At 55.0% G+C, this 20,479-nt stretch carries 16 protein-coding genes; 2 read left to right on the top strand and 14 right to left on the bottom strand.

What is annotated here, in order from left to right; translation table 11 throughout:
• Nucleotides 1-129 precede the first annotated feature (129 nt).
• Nucleotides 130-1,878: a C4-dicarboxylic acid transporter DauA gene (dauA, locus tag AC4EYZ_RS18130; protein WP_027958073.1), complete on the top strand. Its 1,749-nt coding sequence runs from the start codon at nt 130-132 to the stop codon at nt 1,876-1,878.
• Nucleotides 1,879-1,954: 76 nt separating this feature from the next.
• On the opposite strand, the gene adhP is transcribed toward dauA, so the two are convergent.
• Both adhP and exaC read right to left on the bottom strand, forming a co-directional pair.
• Complete coding sequence (gene adhP, locus AC4EYZ_RS18125; RefSeq protein WP_009287372.1) at nt 1,955-2,983, bottom strand: alcohol dehydrogenase AdhP; 1,029 nt, start codon at nt 2,981-2,983, stop codon at nt 1,955-1,957.
• A 138-nt stretch (nt 2,984-3,121) separates the two neighbouring features.
• Nucleotides 3,122-4,642 (bottom strand): acetaldehyde dehydrogenase ExaC, encoded by a 1,521-nt coding sequence (gene exaC / locus AC4EYZ_RS18120; RefSeq protein ID WP_027958074.1) that lies wholly within the window; start codon nt 4,640-4,642, stop codon nt 3,122-3,124.
• Nucleotides 4,643-4,758: 116 nt separating this feature from the next.
• On the opposite strand from exaC, the gene AC4EYZ_RS18115 reads away from it, so the two are divergent.
• Nucleotides 4,759-5,436, top strand: a complete 678-nt coding sequence (locus AC4EYZ_RS18115) for a response regulator (RefSeq protein ID WP_022522294.1) — start codon at nt 4,759-4,761, stop codon at nt 5,434-5,436.
• Here the strand turns inward: AC4EYZ_RS18115 and AC4EYZ_RS18110 are convergent.
• The 12 genes from AC4EYZ_RS18110 to AC4EYZ_RS18055 form a co-directional block, all read right to left on the bottom strand.
• Nucleotides 5,433-6,809, bottom strand: a complete 1,377-nt coding sequence (locus tag AC4EYZ_RS18110; protein WP_022522293.1) for a hybrid sensor histidine kinase/response regulator — start codon at nt 6,807-6,809, stop codon at nt 5,433-5,435. The two genes, AC4EYZ_RS18115 and AC4EYZ_RS18110, sit on opposite strands and share 4 nt — an antisense overlap.
• On the bottom strand, nt 6,778-7,944 hold the full coding sequence (nosP, locus tag AC4EYZ_RS18105) for a nitric oxide-sensing protein NosP (RefSeq protein ID WP_342584365.1): 1,167 nt from the start codon (nt 7,942-7,944) through the stop codon (nt 6,778-6,780). The genes AC4EYZ_RS18110 and nosP overlap by 32 nt, the downstream gene beginning before the upstream one ends.
• Nucleotides 7,925-10,171 (bottom strand): hybrid sensor histidine kinase/response regulator, encoded by a 2,247-nt coding sequence (locus AC4EYZ_RS18100; protein ID WP_041158854.1) that lies wholly within the window; start codon nt 10,169-10,171, stop codon nt 7,925-7,927. Before AC4EYZ_RS18100 ends, nosP begins: the two co-directional genes overlap by 20 nt.
• On the bottom strand, nt 10,161-10,658 hold the full coding sequence (locus tag AC4EYZ_RS18095; protein ID WP_051052028.1) for a putative pterin-binding protein: 498 nt from the start codon (nt 10,656-10,658) through the stop codon (nt 10,161-10,163). Before AC4EYZ_RS18095 ends, AC4EYZ_RS18100 begins: the two co-directional genes overlap by 11 nt.
• 165 nt (nt 10,659-10,823) lie before the next feature.
• Nucleotides 10,824-11,642 (bottom strand): DUF2189 domain-containing protein, encoded by an 819-nt coding sequence (locus AC4EYZ_RS18090; RefSeq protein ID WP_022522289.1) that lies wholly within the window; start codon nt 11,640-11,642, stop codon nt 10,824-10,826.
• Nucleotides 11,643-11,967: 325 nt separating this feature from the next.
• Nucleotides 11,968-12,396 carry a universal stress protein gene (locus AC4EYZ_RS18085; protein ID WP_027958076.1) on the bottom strand — a complete coding sequence of 143 codons (429 nt, stop codon included), beginning with the start codon at nt 12,394-12,396 and terminating at the stop codon, nt 11,968-11,970.
• A gap of 11 nt (nt 12,397-12,407) precedes the next feature.
• Nucleotides 12,408-15,002, bottom strand: coding sequence for a TRAP transporter permease (locus AC4EYZ_RS18080; RefSeq protein ID WP_022522287.1), 2,595 nt, complete (start codon nt 15,000-15,002; stop codon nt 12,408-12,410).
• Between the two features lie 157 nt (nt 15,003-15,159).
• The gene (locus AC4EYZ_RS18075) at nt 15,160-16,140 is read right to left on the bottom strand and encodes a TAXI family TRAP transporter solute-binding subunit (RefSeq protein WP_474191054.1); all 981 of its coding nucleotides are present in this window, start codon (nt 16,138-16,140) and stop codon (nt 15,160-15,162) included.
• A 312-nt stretch (nt 16,141-16,452) separates the two neighbouring features.
• On the bottom strand, nt 16,453-17,760 hold the full coding sequence (locus AC4EYZ_RS18070; RefSeq protein WP_009287381.1) for a TRAP transporter large permease: 1,308 nt from the start codon (nt 17,758-17,760) through the stop codon (nt 16,453-16,455).
• Nucleotides 17,750-18,229, bottom strand: a complete 480-nt coding sequence (locus tag AC4EYZ_RS18065; protein WP_161463166.1) for a TRAP transporter small permease — start codon at nt 18,227-18,229, stop codon at nt 17,750-17,752. The genes AC4EYZ_RS18070 and AC4EYZ_RS18065 overlap by 11 nt, the downstream gene beginning before the upstream one ends.
• Before the next feature lie 61 nt (nt 18,230-18,290).
• On the bottom strand, nt 18,291-19,301 hold the full coding sequence (locus AC4EYZ_RS18060; RefSeq protein WP_009287382.1) for a DctP family TRAP transporter solute-binding subunit: 1,011 nt from the start codon (nt 19,299-19,301) through the stop codon (nt 18,291-18,293).
• Nucleotides 19,302-19,422: 121 nt separating this feature from the next.
• Nucleotides 19,423-20,421 (bottom strand): LacI family DNA-binding transcriptional regulator, encoded by a 999-nt coding sequence (locus AC4EYZ_RS18055; protein WP_039859393.1) that lies wholly within the window; start codon nt 20,419-20,421, stop codon nt 19,423-19,425.
• Nucleotides 20,422-20,479 lie beyond the last annotated feature (58 nt).

The raw sequence follows: 20,479 nt of genomic DNA, 5'->3' as shown, positions 1-20,479 counted from the left end.
AAAAAATCCCAGCCAAGCGGCTGGGATTTTTTGTGCGCTAACGACTCCGCGACTAACGACTTGTTGTGCAAATTTCACCGCAGGCGTAGCGTAATGGCTTGTTTTCCCTATTTTTAGGAGGCTGACTCTATGTCCCGTGTCCATCAATCTTCGGGATACGTTTTCCCGATGCCTGGCCGCGCGTTAGTAAACGCCTGGCGTGAAGGGTATACGCTGGCCAAATTCAAGCGGGATGTAATGGCGGGTCTGACGATTGGTGTGGTGGCGGTACCGCTCTCCATGGCGCTGGCCATCGCTACTGGCGTGCCACCTCAGCACGGGCTATACACTGCCATCGTGGCAGGCGCGGTGATCGCCTTGACCGGCGGTTCGCGGTTTAATATCTCTGGCCCTACCGCCGCCTTTGTGGTGATCCTATTCCCCATTGTGGCCAATCATGGTTTGGGCGGGCTGCTGATTGCTACCTTTATGGCAGGCGCCATTTTGGTCGCGCTGGGGCTGTCGCGGCTGGGCAGTCTGATTCAGTACGTCCCCTACCCGGTCATTCTTGGCTTCACAGCGGGCATTGGCGTCGTCATTGCGCTGCTGCAACTGCCCGATTTTCTCGGTTTGGCCGGGGTTGAGCTCGGCGATAGTACTCTGCGTAACCTCATGCTGATTGGTCGAGCACTGCCCACTCTGTCACTGGCTGAAATCAGCGTCGGGCTTGTGACCTTGGCAACGCTGTTAATCTGGCCCCGCCTGAATACGCCAGTTCCTGCCCCGCTGGTTGGCTTGGCGGTGGGTACCCTGGTTGCCGCCCTGCTGCTGGTGGGTGGTGTCGAGGTCGATACTATCGCCTCGCGCTTTAGCTGGGAGTATCAGGGCGAAAGCGGCAGTGGCATTCCTCCCTTCGCGCCTGGCTTTATCGCACCGTGGCATTTCCCTGGTGCCGATGGCACGCCGCTTGAGATCGACTTTGCGCTGATTCAGGCTCTGCTTGGCCCGGCACTGGCGATTGCACTGCTGGCGGCCATTGAGTCGCTACTGTGTGCCGTGGTAGCAGATGGCTTAACTCGCACCCGCCATGATCCTAATGCCGAGCTAATTGGCCAGGGGCTGGGCAATATGGTGGTGCCCTTCTTCGGCGGCATTACCGCCACGGCGGCCCTTGCCCGCACCGCGACCAATATCAAAAGCGGTGCCTTTTCACCTATCGCTGCAGTGGTGCACTCAGTCGTAGTGCTACTTGCCGTGGTCATGCTCGCGGGAGTACTGGGATATGTACCCATGGCCGCTCTGGCTGCCCTGCTCTTCATCATCGCCTGGAACATGAGCGAGGCGCACCACTTTATGCATACGCTGAAAAGCGCCCCCGCCAGCGATGTTTGGGTGTTGGTGATCTGTTTCGTACTCACGGTTGTTTTCGACATGGTGGTTGCCGTGGCCGTGGGTATTGGCCTAGCCGCCGCGCTGTTTATTCGCCGAATGGCACAGCTGACTCATACCCAACGCTTGGCGGCACCCAACACCAGCGAACACTTCCCGCCGGAAGTAGCCCTTTATAAGATAAGCGGACCGCTGTTTTTTGGCGCAGCAGAAAAGGCCATTGCCACACTCAGAGTGATTGACCACAGCGTAAAAATCGTCGTTCTGGATATGCGCGATGTACCCAGCCTGGATACCACCGCCATGGTGGCGCTGGATACGCTGCGACGCGAGCTGGGCGAGCATGGGGTGGGGGTAATATTTGTAGGGTTGTCACCGCGCATGGCGCTGAAACTCAAACGCGCGGGCATTAAGCGCGAAGCAGGTCAGTTAGCGGTTGTCAGTAACCTTGCCCACGCAGAGCGAATGGCGCGCCGTTGGTTGGGCCAACAGGGGAACGGCGGGGATTAAATCGTGCCTGAGCAGTGACACTGCCGAAATTAAAAAGGGGAGTTGCCTCCCCCTGAGATACGACACTAGAACGATGTCAGCTCGCCATATCCAACACGATACGACCCTCGATTTTGCCGTCGATCATGCGCTGGAAGACATCGTTGATATTGTCCAGCGTATCGGTTGCGACCGTGGCCTTAACCTTGCCTTCGGCAGCGAAATCCAGCGCTTCCTGCAGATCGCTGCGCGTACCAACGATAGAGCCACGTATGGTAATGCCATTGAGCACTGTGCTAAAGATTGGCAGCGGGAAGTCGCCGGGTGGTAGGCCATTGAGCACCAGTGTTCCGCCGCGGCGTAGCATATTCTGCGCTTGATCAAACGCCTTCGGCGACACCGCTGTCACCAAGGCCCCGTGAGCACCACCAATGGTTTTCTTCAGGTACGCCGCTGGGTCGGTTTTCATGGCGTTAACGGTTACCGTGGCGCCTAAACGCTCAGCCAGGGCTAGCTTACCGTCATCGATATCGACAGCCGCCACGTTCAGCCCCATCGCTTTGGCGTACTGCACCGCCATATGGCCAAGCCCACCTATCCCCGAAATCACCACCCACTGACCGGGGCGGGTATCGGTCATTTTCAAGCCTTTATAAACCGTTACACCGGCACACAGCACCGGGGCTATTTCGATAAAATCAACGGCATCCGGCAAGCGCCCTACATAGCCTGCATCCGCTAAGGTGTAGTCCGCGAACCCGCCGTTAACGCTGTAGCCGGTATTCTGCTGGGACTCGCACAGCGTCTCCCAACCGCCTAAACAGTGCTCGCAGTAGCCGCAGGCCGAGTAGAGCCAGGGCACACCAATACGATCACCCTCTTTGACATGGGTGACACCTGCACCCACCGCCACGATATGCCCAACGCCTTCATGGCCGGGAATAAACGGTGGCGAGGGTTTCACCGGCCAATCGCCGTGGGCGGCGTGTAAATCGGTATGGCAAACCCCAGAGGCCGCCACTTTCATCAACACTTCGCCCTGCTTGGGGCGAGGTACATCAACTTCTTCTATGACCAACGGCTGGCCAAACTCACGAACGACCGCCGCGCGCATTGTGCTATCCATGATGCAACTCCTAATAGTTTTCGATACGGCAGTTTAAGCACTGCTCTTATCAGTAGAGTCAGCGTCAGGGGACTGACAATTACCGCCCGGCTGATGCCGGACGGTGTGGGTTAGCTATACATAGAAAAACGTGGCGGGTTAGAAGAAGCCCAGCGGATTGATGTCGTAGCTGACCAGCAGGTTTTTGGTTTGCTGGTAGTGCTCAAGCGCCACCTTGTGAGTTTCACGGCCAACGCCGGATTTTTTATAGCCACCGAAGGCCGCATGGGCGGGATACTGGTGGTAGCAGTTGGTCCATACACGTCCGGCTTGAATGCCTCGGCCCATGCGGAAGGCGACGTTGATATCGCGGCTCCACACGCCTGCGCCCAAACCAAACTCGGTGTCGTTGGCAATCGCCAACGCTTCTTCTTCATCCTTGAAGGTAGTGACTGCCACCACCGGGCCAAAGATTTCTTCCTGGAAGACGCGCATCTGATTGTTACCCTTCAGCAGCGTGGGCTGGATGTAGTAACCATCGTTGATGCTGTCGTCCATGGTCTCTTTGTTACCGCCGGTGAGGAATTCCGCGCCTTCATCTCGGGCGATATCCATATAGGACATGATTTTATCGAACTGCTCTTGAGAGGCCTGAGCCCCCACCTGCACGTCGGTATCCAGTGGATTGCCGCGTTTGATGGTTTTGGTACGCTCGATGACCTTGGCCATGAACTCCTCGTACATGCTCTCTTGGATCAGCGCACGTGACGGGCAAGTACACACTTCACCCTGGTTAAAGAACGCCAGCACCAAGCCTTCGACTGCTTTATCAATAAAGGTCGGTTCGGCGTTCATGATGTCGGCAAAGTAGATGTTGGGGGATTTGCCGCCTAGCTCCACGGTAGAGGGAATGATGTTTTCCGCCGCGCATTTCAAGATATGCGAGCCAACAGGGGTAGAGCCGGTAAAGGCGATCTTGGCAATGCGCTTGCTGCTTGCCAACGCCTGCCCTGCCTCGGCGCCAAAGCCATTGACGATATTAAGGACGCCCGGAGGTAGCAGGTCGCCAATCAATTCGACGACTTTTAATATCGATGCTGGGGTTTGCTCGGCAGGTTTGAGCACCACGCAGTTACCCGCCGCCAGTGCAGGCGCCAGCTTCCAAACCGCCATTAGAATCGGGAAGTTCCAGGGGATAATCTGGCCCACTACGCCAAGCGGCTCGTGGAAGTGATAAGAAACCGTGTTGGCATCGATATCCGCCGCCGTGCCTTCCTGCGAGCGTATGCAGCCGGCAAAGTAGCGGAAGTGGTCAACCGCCAGCGGCAGATCGGCGTTCAGTGTTTCACGCACGGCTTTGCCGTTGTCCCAGGTTTCGGCAACGGCAAGCATTTCCAGGTTCTGTTCAATGCGGTCAGCGATTTTCAGCAGGATATTGCTGCGCTCTTGGGCGGATGTTTTCCCCCAGGCAGGTGCCGCTTTGTGGGCCGCATCCAGCGCTTTATCGATATCCTCTGCCGTTGAGCGGGGGATTTCGCAGAAGACATGGCCATTGACGGGGCTGATATTATCGAAGTATTGGCCTTTCACCGGGGCCACAAATTCACCGCCGATATAGTTGCCATAGCGTTTTTCAAATGACACCACAGAACCGGTATCACCAGGGTTGGCGTAGATCATTGTATTGCTCCTGAGTATTATGATTATTAAAGGTGCATTGACAGTGTTGTTCACTAAAGCAAATGGCGATATAGCCCGATGGCAGGATTAGTCCTCATCCCTTGGTAGGAGACGCCATGTATTCCCTGTTGGTGGCGGATGACCATCCGCTGTTCCGAGACGCGCTACAAACCGTGATTAGCGGGGGCTTGGCAGGCAGCCTGCTATTGGAAGCAGAGAGCCTTGCTGATGCAATAACGCTGATTGAAGCGCAAACAGAGCTAGATCTATTGCTGCTGGATTTAAGCCTTCCGGATGCGGAAGGCTTAGAGGGGCTGACAGCACTGCGAGAGGCATTTCCCTGGTTGCCGGTGGCGATTGTTTCTGCACATCAAGAGCGCCAGCTGGTACTCGATGCCATTACCCTCGGCGCGGTGGGCTATATTCCCAAATCCACACCCCGGGAAGCGCTGCTGGCGGCGTTAACGCAGATTCTTGAAGGCCAGCTCTACCTGCCGCCCGATATCATGCGTCGCCCAGCACCGCGCACTTCTGCGGTGCCACCCATTGCAAATGCTTCATCGACCAGCGAGCGGTTGGCGCGTTTAACCGATAAGCAGTTAGAGGTGTTGGCGTGCATGACGACAGGCATGTCGAACAAGCATATTGCCCGGGAGTTGTTGATTGCCGAAACGACCGTCAAAACCCATGTCTCGGCGATTCTGCGCAAGCTGAATGCCACGAGCCGGGTTCACGCCATTGTTATCGCAGGCGAGGAAGATCTAAGCTTTCACCGGGCCAACCGCACGCGTTAGGCTTTATTGAGCAGTGTGGCTAGCAGCATGCGCAGCCGCAGGGGCTTTAACGGTTTGAGCAGGCAGTACATGCCCGCTTCGCGGGTTGCGCGCTTAATCTCCGCCTCGTGATTGGCAGTAATCACCACCGCTGCCAAGCCTGGATAACGGCGCTGCAGTCGCGCGGCCAACTCAATGCCGGTTTCGCGGTGATCGCCCAAATGATAATCCACCAGCAATACTGACGGTCGCTCACCGTCGCTGGCAGCCTCTAACGCACTCACCGTGGCAGCGGCGCGCACTCGGCACCCCCAACTGCCTAGCAGCGCCTGCATACCTTCTATAATCGCCAGGTCATCATCAATCACCCAAATGACACAGCCGCTTAGCGGATCCTCTGCAACGTCAGGCAGCGGCGTATAATGAGTGCTCGCCACTGCAGGCGGCGCGGCCGTCGCGTAGGGTACGGTGATCGAAAATAGCGCACCCGCGCCAGGGCTAGAGGCGAGCGAGATCGGTTGTCCCAGCATGGCGCTGATCCGGTCAACGATGGCTAGACCCAACCCCAAACCGCGGCTGTGGGAGCTATTGGGCTGATTAGCGCGGCGAAACTCCAGAAAGATCGCTTCCCGCTGCTGCTCAGGGATCCCGGGGCCGGTATCGCCCACCATAATTTCCAGGCCATCTCGTCTCCGCCGACAGCCCAGCAGCACGCGCCCCTGCTCGGTATAGCGCACCGCGTTGCTTAAGAAGTTGCGGATCACTCGCGCCAGCAACGCTAGATCCGACTCGACCACCGCACTGGAAGGCACGTAGTGCAGTGTCAGCCCCCGCACCCCGGCCACTTGGCGATACTCCTCTGCCAGCGCATCTAGCAGCGTGCTCACCGCGAAGGGCGCTTTATCGGCGTGGAGTACGCCTGCGTCCAAACGCGAGATATCCACTAGCGTTCCTATCAAGCCTTCAACATCTTTCAGCGAACGGCCAATATGGCCGACCAGAGCTTGTGAGGTATCAGGAAGCGAGTGGGTTTCTAACGCACTGGCAAACAGCCGGGCGGCATTGAGTGGCTGAAGCAAATCGTGACTGACCGCCGCCAGAAATTTCGTTTTGGAGAGGTTAGCGGCTTCGGCTTCGGCTTTCGCGGCCAGTAGGCGCGTATTGACCTGGCTCAGTTCGTCTAAGGTGCGGTGCAGCGCATCAGTGCGCTCACGCACCTGTTCGGCAAGTAACACTGAGCGTTCAAACGCGGCATAGGGCGCGGGGTCGGCACCGCTTCCCGTTTCCACCCGCTCCATCAGCGCTTGGCACACTTTACGCAAGCGACGGTTCTCTTCCCGCAGCGCCGCGACATCCGCCGCGTCAGTGTTTGTGGTTAGTTGGAAGAGATCCAAACGCCACCCCCGTAAACGTTTGATTCACATGCATACCATGATGCTGTTCACCGTACGTATTGAACCCCACTACGCCTGCCTGGCGCAGCAACTGCGATGCCTGATCCAACTGTTGTAACGCCTCGAGCTCCATCCTGCGTAGAAAACAGTCGCAGCCAATAATCATGCTCGGCGCGCCTAGGCGGGCACCTACTCCAGCAAGCATCACGCTGAGATTATCCAGTAGCGGCGTGGGCTGCATGGCGGTCAGTACAATGCCGTTTTCCACCGCGCAGTAAAAGCTCAAACTACTGTCGCTATTAACACGCTGAATAGAGCGCACGTAGTGCTGGCCGCCGATGCGTACGGCTAATGGATGACGGGCAAAAATGCCAGCGTTGAGCTGCGCAGGCGCACTACCTACCAGTTCGGCATATACCTGGGCGGCAGGCAACCCGTTGAGTTCTATCACCCGCCGCTGTTCGCGGTCAGCCTCGGTCACTACGAGTTTGTGGGCCAATGGTATTAAGTGGTGGGTTGAAAATACTTCAAAAGGCAGCCGAGTGTTGATCATCACCACCACTGCTGCACGGGTATAAAAGCGCCCAGCGGTATACACATGGGTATGGCTAAGGTGATTGTCGTCACCCGCCGAGCCGCCAAAACTGGGGATACGGCCTAGGGCGGCATCTAAGGTAGCGAGCACCTGCTCTTCACGGCTGGATAAGCCATCCAATAGCGTCAGCGCAAAGCTGTGTTCGTTAATCGGCGCGATGGTTTGTTGGCGGCACTGCTCCAACAGCGTATCGACCAGCGGTTGAGCGTTGGCTAGTTCAAAATGCTCCAGGTCGTCGATCAGCGCCGTTTCAATGGCAAACAGTCGGCGATCAAACCCAATCGCCACGATGGAACCGCGGTCATAGCCTCCAGGGGTTATTTCCCCAGCCGTCGTACAGCCACTTAGCGGCGTGGTGGGAAAACTACTTTCCAGCGCGTCTGCTAGGGCAGCTAAATCATACTCCGCGCTGCAGAAGAACAGCACGAACCCCAAGTGTTCGTGCTGTAAAGCGTCGGCTAACTCCGCCGCTGCCTGGCAAACATTAGCCTGCTGACTGGCCGCAGTAAGAATACCCTGCTCAACCTGATAAGTGGTCACGGCACCACCTCTCTAGTGCGGCATATGTATGCGCCGCTGCAAGTCTTAACGCGCAGAACGCATCATCAAGCTGCTTGGATGTCGCATGTTGCGTTTCAGCTAATTTTTCAAGCTGCTTCGCCAATTCGGCAAGCTGGTCGGCGCCCATACTCAATGACTCGCCGCGCAGTTGGTGGGCAAGCCGCTCAACCTGCTGTGTCTGCTCTGACGTTAGGGGAGTAGCGGCCAAACACGCAGCCAACTGAGCGGAGTAATCGCTTACTTGCTGATGATATAGCATGATCAGTTGTGTAACGCTCGCCTCCCCTAGCGTCGTTTTCAGCATGCCAAGGGTATCGCTGTTAAGGAGTGATTGCTGCTTGGTTAACGGAGGAGAGACCGCTAATGCCTGTAAAGGCGTTGCGTCTGGGGTTGCAAAAAGTTGTAATGCCAACACGTTACTTAACGCCGCAAGCGACAGTGGCTTAGTGATGTAATCATCCATGCCCGCCGCCAGGCAGCGTTTACGGTCATCTTCAGCCCCCCCGGCCGTCATGGCAACAATCGGCACACTGGCCAGCCAGCCACCCTGTTCCCGCAAACGCTGGGTGACTGCCAGGCCATCCATATCGGGCAGTTGAATATCCATAAAGATCAAATGCACTTGTTGGGATTCGGCCATGGCCAAGGCATCATGGCCGTTCTCGGCCCAGACGACATCGCAACCTAAGCGCGCCAACAAGCCCATCGCGACTTTGCGATTAACGGCATTGTCCTCTACCAGCAGCAGTGTTGTGCCGGTAAAGTCCCGTTTGGGGGATGGGGGCAGCGTACTGGATACGGGGTCGGCGGCGATCAAGGGCAACTCACACCAGAAAGTGCTACCTTGGCCTAATTGGCTTTTTACCCCTAATCGCCCTTGCATGGCTTCGCTTAACCGTTTGCAAATTGCCAGCCCTAGCCCGGTACCCCCAAATCGACGTGCCACCGATTCATCCGCCTGCTGAAAAGGCTCAAATAGACGCTGCTGTTGCTGTTCGCTTAGACCACAGCCCGTATCACTGACCTCAAACAGTAACTGCTCCACCGTCGAAGAGACTCGTACGCTGACATCACCGTGATCAGTGAATTTAATCGCATTGGCAATTAGGTTAAGCAAAATTTGCCTCAGCCGACCTGCATCGACAAGCACCCAGGCAGGCACCAGTGCATCGACATTGACCGATAGCGTTAACCCTTTCATTTTTGCTCGGGGCGCAAATAGCACGACAACACTATCGACCAGCGGCTTGAGTTCCGTAGGCGATGTTTCAAGGGTTAAGTGCCCTGCTTCGATTTTTGAGAAATCGAGAATTTCATTGATCATCGCCAGCAATTGGTTGGCGCTGTCGTGGATCGTATGAGCGTAATCTTCTACCTGAGCGGGGCTGGCGGATTCACGCAGCAGCTCACTCATGCCGATAACACCGTTCAGCGGCGTGCGAATTTCATGGCTGACCATGGCTAAAAAGTCTGACTTTGCCTGATTCGCCGCCTGAGCCTGTTTGGCGGTGACTTCCAGCTGCCGACCAAGCTGCTCCTGGCTCCGCCTTATCGCCGCACTCTCACGCATTTCACGCACCAAAAAAGCAATCACCAGAAACGCCGCTAAGCTCATGCCAATAATCAGGCTCATCAGCAACTTGTAAAGCAGGCTGAGCTGGGCACGCTCCTCCGTCGCCGATTCGGCTAAATAGCCGTTAATAGCAATAACCAGGCGTTCAGTCAGTTGCGTTAGTACCTGTAGCTCATCTTCCAGCGCTGCTATCGGCAGTTGATCAAACACGCCGTAGGGTTCGAATATGATATCCAGCACATCAAGCTGCTGCTGAATTTCTTCCAGTAGCTCACGGGCGGTATCGATCTGCTGCAACAAGTTGCTGACTTCGCCGTCGTTAAGCAGCGTTATACGGCTATAAAGTAGCTCAAAGCGAAGATTTAGCTCCTCGTGAGCCGTCGGAGTTATCGGCTCGCGGGTTGCCGCCAATAAATGATTAAGTAGCTGTACCGCATCACGATCCAGCTTATAAACAACCCAGGCGGTATCTTCCCTCAGGCTTTGGGTTAGATTTTCCTGCCGCCAAGCGGCCAAGGTAGCGACGACCAACGCCGCAGCGAACAGTAACACCGCGACAATGGCAACGAGCTTAAAACGGCGAGGATAACGCAGTAGGTTGGAAGCCTGCGCACTAGGAGCGCTAGAGAACATTAATATGCATAACCTGCCATACCGCTCTAAAGCGGATTTTTTCGCTTAACAGCACTTCATCTTGATCAAAGGGGTAGAGCACCCACAAAGGGCCATATTCGCGAATCGGAATCGCCTCACCGTTTTTTTCGATGGCTAAGATGACATCGTGCTCAATAAAATCACTGACCGGTATTTCGGCTTCGTAACCGTTCAGCGCGGAAACGTGAACCGCATCACTGTCGGAGCTTAATAGCGCCAAAAGATCACGCATTAAAGGGCCACTATAGTGGCTGCGGCCCTCTGTCCACGGCGTGCTGGTATCAAATTCATACTGTGGTAAAGCCGCTAACATGGCCCGGTCAAACTGCGCTTCACTCCCCACATTGGTAAGGTCTATGTTACCACTGACGGTCAAAATAACGGGCCCGTTAGGCACGTCTAGTTCATCGACTGAATCAGCAAGCCCCACCAGGGGAGCGCTGAACATCAGCACGGCCCACCCCATTAACCACGCTTTCACAGTAAACACCTCACGCAAGGTTGCCCGCTGGTTATAGCTCCCAGGAACAATAAAAGAAGACAGCGTAAAGGTTACGCCATCTCCTTAAGCAGGTCAGGGCAAATACTGTTTTTTTCGTCACTGAAACGTTATTTACTGTTCACACTAGGGTTACGATTTGATTTTCTCGAAGGGTTCAAAGCGCACCAAATCTTCGTAGGCGTGCCAACTGGCATGTCCTAGCACAGGCAAAATAAGTGCAAGACCAATGTAAAACGTCATAACGCCAACCAGAACGCACAGGGTAAGAATCACCGCCCATAACAGCATCACGCGAAAGTTACGCGCGACACAGCGTACGCTAGCTTCTATCCCCTCCATAAAGGTTAGGTCTTGATCCATCAAGGTAGGAATCGCTACAACGCTTATGGCGAAGGCGCCAAAGGCTAAAATCCCGCCTGCAACTGTGCCCACTGCCAACATGCCCAGGCCCTCTGAGGTGGTCAGCAGCGCAGTATAGAGCGACGCGGGACTAGGCACTTCAAAACCGAAAAATAGTGCGAACAGCAGCGTGGCCAAACGAATCCAAGCGAGGAAGAAGATCATCATCATGACGCCCATCATCGCCAGCTGACCAGCATGGGGCTTCCAGCTTCCAAACGCATCACCTAGGTTAGGTACTTGTCCACGTTCCAACGCTCGGCTAATACCATAAGAGCCTACTGCCACCAGCGGGCCAATAAACATAAACCCGGCAATCATGGGCAGCAGCCAGTACCAGTAGCCCATGGTGAAGGCGCCAAGAGTAATGGCAATACTCAACCCCACCCAAAACATGCCATAAGAGAGGCTCACTACCGTTGCCCGACGAAAATCCTCTACGCCAGCAGCCAACCACGCCCTGGGTCGATCCAATCCAACCTTGTTAATAGTGATTTTAACGCTGGGTTGATCCGCATGGTGGTTTGTTTTTGTTGTAGCCGCATTCATGGCATCACTCCTGTTGTTCCTGATATAGACCCTGGATTCAGGATTTACCTCTAAGGCATCAACACTCATTACCCGTTGACGGTATTAACACTAAATTAATGGCTTAACATTATTTGTTAATACCCTCTTAATGTAGCTGACCAACGCTGTTTGGGGTGACGCTTTGAGATGCGCGTACAAAAAATCCACGAAACAGCTGTCAACCGCCAATTAAATTGCTGCGTTAGTAAAAACCGATATAGTCAAGACGCGCGACGGACGGCCATAAAAAACTCCGAGCAACTGCCCGGAGTTTTGGGTTTTCCGTACGTGACGCTCTGAATGTCTAGCGCACAATCATTACCGACATTTTGGCATGGTGCACAACGTGCTCTGCATTGGGGCCGAGCACATAATCGACAAACTTACGCTTATTGTGGGAAGCCATGACGATTAGATCGACGTCCAGTTTCTTACCGGCTTTAATAATGGCCTCCCAAGGTGAGCCATCCACAATGACACTTTGTACCTGAATGTCGTCGGGCACATTCGTCTTGATAAAGTCATGGAGCGCATCGGTGATCGCTGTATGCGCTTTTTTGGAGAAGTCCTTGGGGAAGTAGGAGCCCACCATGGGCATACGATAGTCCGGCAGTACCGTCACCACATGAAGCGAGGCGCCAAAAGTTCGACATAGCGTCAGGGCTGTGGGCAGCGCCTTCGACCAGGAAGACTCCTCGTTCAAATCCACCGGCAACATGATTTTGCTATACATGGCACTCTCCTTCATGCGGTGGCGGCAGCTTGCGTGTTATCGCGACGCCGACGCTGCATCAATACGATCAACCCAAAGACCAAGAAGGCAGGAATCCACATTAGCTCCTTAGTCCAGCGGTCGACGGGGGCCAGAACTTCGATGATTTCTTGATCGAAGTCGAAACCGAGCTCTGCCGCTTGGCTGCCGTAGGTCACCATATCAACGGTTGCCGTGCCATCCTCAATAAATAGCTCCATGCCCAGGTTATTGAGCCGCTCCTGACCTGTTTCGCCTTCAGGTACCGGTAATGTCATGTAAGTGGTCATGGGATCGCCATAATCATCAAGACCCGCAATCTGCAAACGCAAAGTGGAGTCTTCATCCACATCACCCAGCGCTTCGACGAATTGCGCGGGTGGGATGGATTCGTAGGGATCATGAATCATGTCCATCCAGAAACCAGGCCGGAATAGCGTGAACGCAATCAGCAGCAGCACGATAGACTCATACCAGCGGTTGCGCGTAATCATAAAGCCCTGGGTCGCGGCAGCGAAGATCAACATGGCGATGGTCGACACCACAAAGATCAACACCCCCTGAAGGAAGGTCACATCGATGAGTAGCAGATCGGTATTGAAGATAAACAGAAACGGCAGCGCCGCGGTACGAAGGCTGTAATAGAACGCCTGGAAACCGGTTCGAATGGGATCGCCACCGGATACTGCCGCCGCCGCAAAGGAGGCCAGCCCCACCGGTGGGGTAACGTCGGCCATGATGCCGAAGTAGAACACGAACAGGTGTACCGCAATCAATGGTACCAGCAAGCCATTTTGAGCGCCCAGGTTGACGATGACCGGTGCCAGTAGTGCCGATACAACGATGTAGTTTGCTGTCGTAGGCAGCCCCATGCCGAGGATCAAGCTAAGCACAGCGGTAAGCAGCAAGATTAGCATCAAGTTGCCCATAGCCAGCGTTTCCACCACTTCGGCTAACACCAGACCCACCCCGGTCTGGGAGACGGCACCGACGATGATACCGGCGGTGGCCGTGGCAATGCCGATGCCGATCATGTTGCGGGCACCAGTGACCAGGCCATTCCAAAGATCCATCGCGCCTTCACGCAGATCCGCCCTCATATCGCTGCGTCCGCGAAAGATTGACGTAATGGGGCGCTGGGTCAGAATAATGAAAATCATGAAAACGGTGGCCCAGAAAGCCGACAGTCCTGGCGATAAACGTTCCACCATCAGACACCACACCAGCACAATAACCGGCAGGATGTACTGCAAGCCAACCAGCACCGTCGGTTTGGTCTGGGGCAGTGTAAAGATCGGTTGGTTAGGGTCATCGAGCTCGAGCTCTGGGTAACCGGCCGCCAGTTTGAGCAGGGCGATATAAATGACCGTAAGTCCAACGGCTACCACCCAGGGGGTCGCATCCCCCAGTACCGGCTTGAGCCAGCCAAGGCCGTAATAAACAGCCAGAGCGGTGCCCATCATCAGTAGCAAACCACCGAGAAAGCCAATCACTTTATTGACCAGCGGCTTAGGTGGGTTACTGCTTTGCAGCCCCTTCATGTTGGCCTTGAGGGCCTCAAGGTGAACGATGTAGACCAGCGCAATATAGGAGATCAGCGCGGGAAGGAAGGCATGCTTGATCACCTCGACATAAGAGATGCCCACATACTCGACCATCAAGAAAGCGGCCGCCCCCATTACCGGAGGCATAATCTGTCCATTGACCGATGACGCCACTTCAACAGCGCCCGCCTTTTCCGCGGAAAATCCGACACGTTTCATCATCGGCACCGTGAAAGTACCAGTGGTTACCACATTGGCAATCGAGGAGCCGGAAATCAGACCGGTCATGGCCGAGGCCACCACGGCAGCTTTCGCTGGTCCGCCGCGATAGTGGCCCAATAGTGAGAACGCCACCTTGATAAAGTAATTGCCAGCACCCGCCTTATCGAGCAGAGCACCGAATAACACAAACAGAAACACGAAGCTGGTTGATACCCCCAGAGCGATACCGAAGACCCCCTGCGTAGTCAACCACTGGTGATTAATCAAGCCAAAGAGGCTCACCCCACCATGGGAAAGAATACCCGGCATCCAAGGGCCAGCCAGGCTATAGAGAAGAAAAACCGACGCTACAATCATTAACGGCGGGCCAAGCGCTCGACGCGTCGCCTCGAGCAGCAGCAGTATCCCTGCGATGCCAATAATAACGTCCTGCAGTATCGGTGCGCCGGGGCGCTGGGATAACTGCTCGTAAAACATAAACATGTAAGCGCCACAGAAGGCCGCCGCCGCTGCAAGCACCCAATCCTGAATCGGAACACGGTCGCGCGGGGAGCGCTTGAGTGCCGGATAAGCCATATACGCCAAAAAAAGCGCAAAGGCCAAGTGAATAGAACGCGCCTCAGTGGCACTAAATACACCAAACCCAAGGACGAAGGGCACTGGCGAAGCGATCCACAATTGAAAAAGAGACCACACTGCCGCAATGCTTACCAAAAGCTTTCCGGGCATGCCGGCTGGCTTGCGGGCTCCTGTGTCGCTAGAGGCGACCATATCCTCCAAGTCTACTCCGGCTCCCGAAGGCCTGTTCTTATCGTCTGTCATCTGCCTGCCCCGCTCCGAGTCGATTGACGCATCATTGCCATATCGAAATGCCCTATCAACATTTTAAACGCCCTATCAACATTCTAAACCAAAATGCGCGGCACCCTGAGGTAACCGCGCATTTCTTACTAAGGTAGTATCACCTTAGGCGTCTGGATTACTCAATCCAGCCTTGTTCACGGTAGTAACGCGCTGCCCCATCGTGCAACGGTGCGGAAAGCCCTTCACTCACCATCTCTTCTGGATCAAGATTTTCGAAGGCCGGATGCAGACGCTTGAAACGATCGAAGTTGTCAAAAACCGCCTTGACGGTCTGATAGATCACCTCTTCGTCAGCCTCAGCTGTGGTGACAAAGGTCGCTGCCACGCCGAAGGTTTCGACATCTTCGTCATTGCCGCGATACAGACCACCCGGAATTACCGATGCGGCGTAGTAAGGATATTCATCGACGATGCCTTGAATGTCTTCGTCGTTCAACGGAATCAGACGAGCATCAACGGTGGTGGTGGCTTCCTGGATGGAGCCATTGGGGTGGCCAACCACGTATACCATGGCATCGACGTTATTATCAGCGAGTGCCGCCGCTTGCTCGGCAGCATCAAGCTGAGATGCCAACGAGAAGGTGTCTTCAGTCCAGCCCTTGGCTTCCATCACCACTTCCATGGTGTTGCGCTGGCCCGAACCTGGATTACCAATGTTGACACGCTTGCCTTCCAAGTCATCGAGCGTCTCGATGCCAGAGTCAGCCCGCGCAAGCAGCGTCAACGGCTCACCGTGGACACGGAACAGCGCACGCAGCTCTTCGTAGGGCTCGCCTTCGAAATTCCCAGTGCCGTTGTAGGCTTGATACTGAACATCGGATTGAGCGACACCCATGTCCAATTCGCCGGACTTGATGCCATTGATATTGGCGACAGAACCACCGGTGGAAGGTGCATTACACTTAATATCGGCGTCTTCGAGACGATTAACCAAACGACAGATCGACTGACCCACGACGTAGTAAACGCCGGTTTGGCCACCGGTGCCAATGGTGATGAATTGCTCGTCATCCTGTGCCATTGCCGGTGAGGCGAAAGCAGCGGCGGCAAGTAGCGCACCGGAGAAAGCAGTAGTGGAAAATACATGGCGTTTCATGAACACACCTCTTTGTATTGATGTTGTGAGCGTATTTGATGTTACGAGCATCGCACGCTTTGGTCTCACCTGATGAACCGTTCCCTCAGGTGCCCTTGTTCCAAAACGTTTTCAAGACATTCTATTTTCAAGACAAACGGTTACAGGCGACCCATAAGCTGCCTGCTAGCATTACTTTAGCGAAAAAAACCTAATTAGCGAAATGTAATACGCTAAATAATGAATTTCGCTGTCGTCTAATACTCAGTGTAGCGGTCTTCATCGTTTAGGGAGCGTTAACTGCTATACCGCCTTTGCATAGGGTAAGCAAAATTAATCAACGTTATAGCCCAAAACGCGCGGCAGCCATAGCGCGATAGCGGGGAAGATTGCCACTAGCGCTAGCGCACAGCCCATTGCAACGACAAACAGCAGCGCCCATCCGATGGTCTGCTCCAAGCGAATTTTGGCCACTTCGGTGGTCACCATCAAATTCACCGCCACCGGCGGGGTAAATTGGCCAATGGCAATATTCATCGCCAACAGAATCCCAAACCACACCGGGTTCCACTCAAAATGCTGCATCACGGGGATCAAAATCGGCATCATGATCAAATAAATCGAGATCGCATCCAACAGCATCCCAGCGACCAACACTGCTAACATCACCAGGATTAGCAGCAAAACGCCGTTATCGGTCAGGCTAATAATCCATTCCGCCAAGTGGCGGAAGGTGCCCAGCATGGTGCCTGCCCAAGCAAAAATCCCCGCCAGAGCGATAATCAGCATCACTACGCCGGAAATAATCGCCGCCTCACCCAATAGCTCCCATAAATCACGCAGCGACAGCTCGCGGGTTAGAAAAAGACCGACAATCGCACCATAAGCAACGGCTACCACGGCCGCTTCGGTGGGTGTAAACAGCCCTGAACGCAAACCACCCAAAATCAGCACCGGGGCAAACAGCGCCGGTATCGCCTGTTTAAAAGTGGAGCGCACACTTAGCCTTTCAGCCCCCTCTATGGGTGTGCCGCCCTCCCAACCGTAGCGTTTGGAAACGAGCATAGCGGGCACCAGTAGCGCCAGCCCCGCCAGAATACCGGGAAATAAACCTGCTGCGAAAAGTGCGCGTAAATCAACGCCCGGCACCACGATCGAGTAAAGAATCAGCGCCACTGAAGGGGGAATGAGAATCGCCGTCGAAGCAGAGGCGGCAATCAGCGTGGCGGAAAACGGCTTGGGGTAGCCCGCTTTGGTCATACTCGGCAGCATCACCATCGCAACCGCCGCGGCATCAGCAGGGCCTGAGCCACTCATTCCGCCCATAATCATACACACCAGCACCGCCACCAAGGCCAAGCCACCGTGGCGCGGGCCAATCAAAGCCTGGGCAAAACGCACTAAACGCAGCGCTACACCGGAACGTTCAAAAATAAGCCCGGTTAAGATAAACAGCGGAATCGCAATCAAAGGGTACTTGGCAATACTGTTATAGGTATTGGTACCCATCGTTGCGAGCATGTCCGGTGACAAACCCAGCACGATGCCAACGGCCCCGGAGAGCGCCAGCGAAAACGCTACCGGCACCCCCGCTATCAGCAGCCCCGCAAACGCCAGTATCATCCACACATCAGGGCTCATCGGTGAGCCTCCCCGTTAAACGGTCGGCGGTTTGCTGGCATAAGCGCCACACCATGGCCGCAGAAAGCACGGGCAGCCAGACTAAATACCACCACTGAGGCAAGCCAAGCCCTGGTGACAGCGACTCCCACTGATACTCTTGCCAGGCCATCTTGCCGCCATACCAAGTGATCAAACCCAGCACGGTGGCACCGCAAAGCGCTTGAAAAAGGATCAGTACACGACGGTACTTGAGCGGCAATGCCCGTTCCAAAAAGCCAATACGAATATGGCGGTTACGCCGCAGCGCCACCGAGGCACCGGCAAAGGTCAGGACTACCAACAAAAACACAGAAAACTCTTCGGTAAATGAAAAAGAGCCGCCGGTTAAGTAGCGAGTAATCACATTACCAAGACTAATCAATGAGATAATGATTAATGCCAGCGCGCCCAGCCAACGTTCAGGGCGCGCATCAGGAAAGCCTTTCATGGCAGCCTCACAGCAAAAAACTCCCAGCCTTCAAGGCCGGGAGTTTGAACATCAAAGGTAATTAACGCGCGTCGATAGCGGCTTGTGCGGCCTCTACCACCTCTTCACCAATCCGCGGCGCCCATTTTTCGTAAACGGACTGGGTGGCATCGACAAACGCCTGATACTGCTCATCGGAAAGCTCGGTTACTGTGACGCCGCGCTCTTGAATCGCCGCAAGACGCTCGCCCTCTTCTTCACGGGTCATGGCGATTTCCCACTCACCCGCTTCTACCGCGGTTTCGCGCAGTAGGGTTTGCTGCTCTTCGCTCAATGTTTGCCATACCTGCTGATTGACCGCAAAAATCAGTGGGTCATTCATGTAGTTCCAGAGTGTCAAATGCTCCTGGCCGACTTGATCAATGCGCGCGACGTCAAACACAGAGAGTGGGTTTTCCTGGCCATCAACGGCGCCGGTGGTCAGCGCAGGCTGAGCGTCTGTCCAGCTCATTTGGGTGGGGTCGGCACCCAATGCCGAGAAGGTATCCTGGAACAGCGGCGAGCCAACAACGCGGATTTTCAGGCCGTCCAAGTCGTCTGGTTGGCTAATCGGCCCGCGAGAATTGGAAACCTGGCGGAAACCGTTTTCACCCCAGGCTAACGGGATAACGCCACGAGATTCGATTGCTTCAAAAACCAACTCCCCTGCTTCACCACCGGTAACCGCATCAACGGCGGCTTCATCGGGAATGAAGAACGGCAAAGAGAAGAGATTAAGTTCCGGCACCTGGGGCGACCAGTTGATGGTCGAGCCCACAGCGGCATCAATCAACCCGGAGCGCATGGCGGAAAATTCGCGGGTTTGGTCACCGGAAACCAGTTGAGAGTTGGGGTAAACGCGCAGCGTTAACTCGCCGTCGCTACGCTCCTCAACTAGTTCGGCCCACTTCTCAGCCGCCTGCCCCCAGGGGAAAGCGTCAGACAAAACCGTAGAAACCGAGAGTTCGCGTGCTTGTGCAGAAAGGGAGGCGGTCAGCAGAGCCGCACCGGCCAAGCCAGCGGTTAAACGAGCCATTGGGCGTGTCAGCGTCATGGTAGATCCTTTTTTAGCTATTTTTATGATGTGCGTTTAGTGGTGTGCGTGGACAGCAGTTGTGAAGCTTTTCGAGAAAGCCCCACTTATTGTATGCACTTAGGGCGCGAAAGGAAGTCGCCTAAGGTCGGCATGTGGCAGTACTGGCCCTTGAGACCAGGGTATAAGGCAACACCAAATTGTCTACTTGCCGCCCTTCCAGCACCTCAATCAACATCGCAACAGCTTCGCGTCCGAAGGCTTCCGCCGGTTGGGCAATCGTCGTCAGCGGCGGGTCGCTGTAAGAAGCAAACGCAATATCATCAAAGCCTGCCACCGAAATATCCTCCGGCACCCGCAGGCCCGCTTCTTTGATACGGCTTATAGCGCCTATGGCCATTTCATCGCTTTCACAAAAAATGGCGGAGGGGCGCTCCGCTAAAGCAATAAGCGTTTCAGCCGCCTGATAACCAGAACGTGGCGTGAAATCGCCAGGACAAAGCAGGCACTCATCTAACGGAATGCCCGCTGCGCTCAACGCATCCTGGTAGCCTTGTTGGCGGTCACGGGTCAAGGGGCTGCGCCGAGGCCCTTTAATCATGCCAATTCGACGATGCCCCAGGGAGATCAAGTGCTCGGTGGCCTCCCGGGCTGCCGCTCGGTTATCGAGTTTGACGGTGGGACAGGGCGCATCGTCCAGCACCTCGCAGGCATTGATCATGGGCAATACCGCCCCAGCAGGAAACGCCTTTTCAGAAAAAGGGTTAAAAGCACGCAGTTGAATCACGCCATCCGCCTGGCGGGTACTGACTAAACTGGCGTATTGGGTTTCCATCGCCTCATTACCAAGCGTATTACACAGCAGAACGCCGTAGCCGCGTTCTTGGGCAGCTTCCTGAATACCGCTGATTACCCGCGCAAAAAAGGTGTTTGCGATCGTGGGTACCAATACCACTAAGTTATAAGTACGTTGAGAGCGAAACTGAACCGCCATCAAATTAGGCTTGTAGCCCGCTTGATCAACGGCCTTCAGCACTTTTTCCCGGGTGGCCGGTGAGACGATATCCGGCGACTTTAACGCGCGTGATACGGTCGCTACCGATACCCCCGCTAACTCGGCGACCTTACGTATATTGGTCATGGCCTCCCTTATCACTAGGTAATCGCCGTAAGCAGATGGTTGCGCGGCATTATTCATA

The sequence above is a fragment of the Vreelandella sp. 162(4c) genome, assembly GCF_058152265.1.
This window is presented reverse-complemented; position numbering and strand designations above follow the sequence as displayed.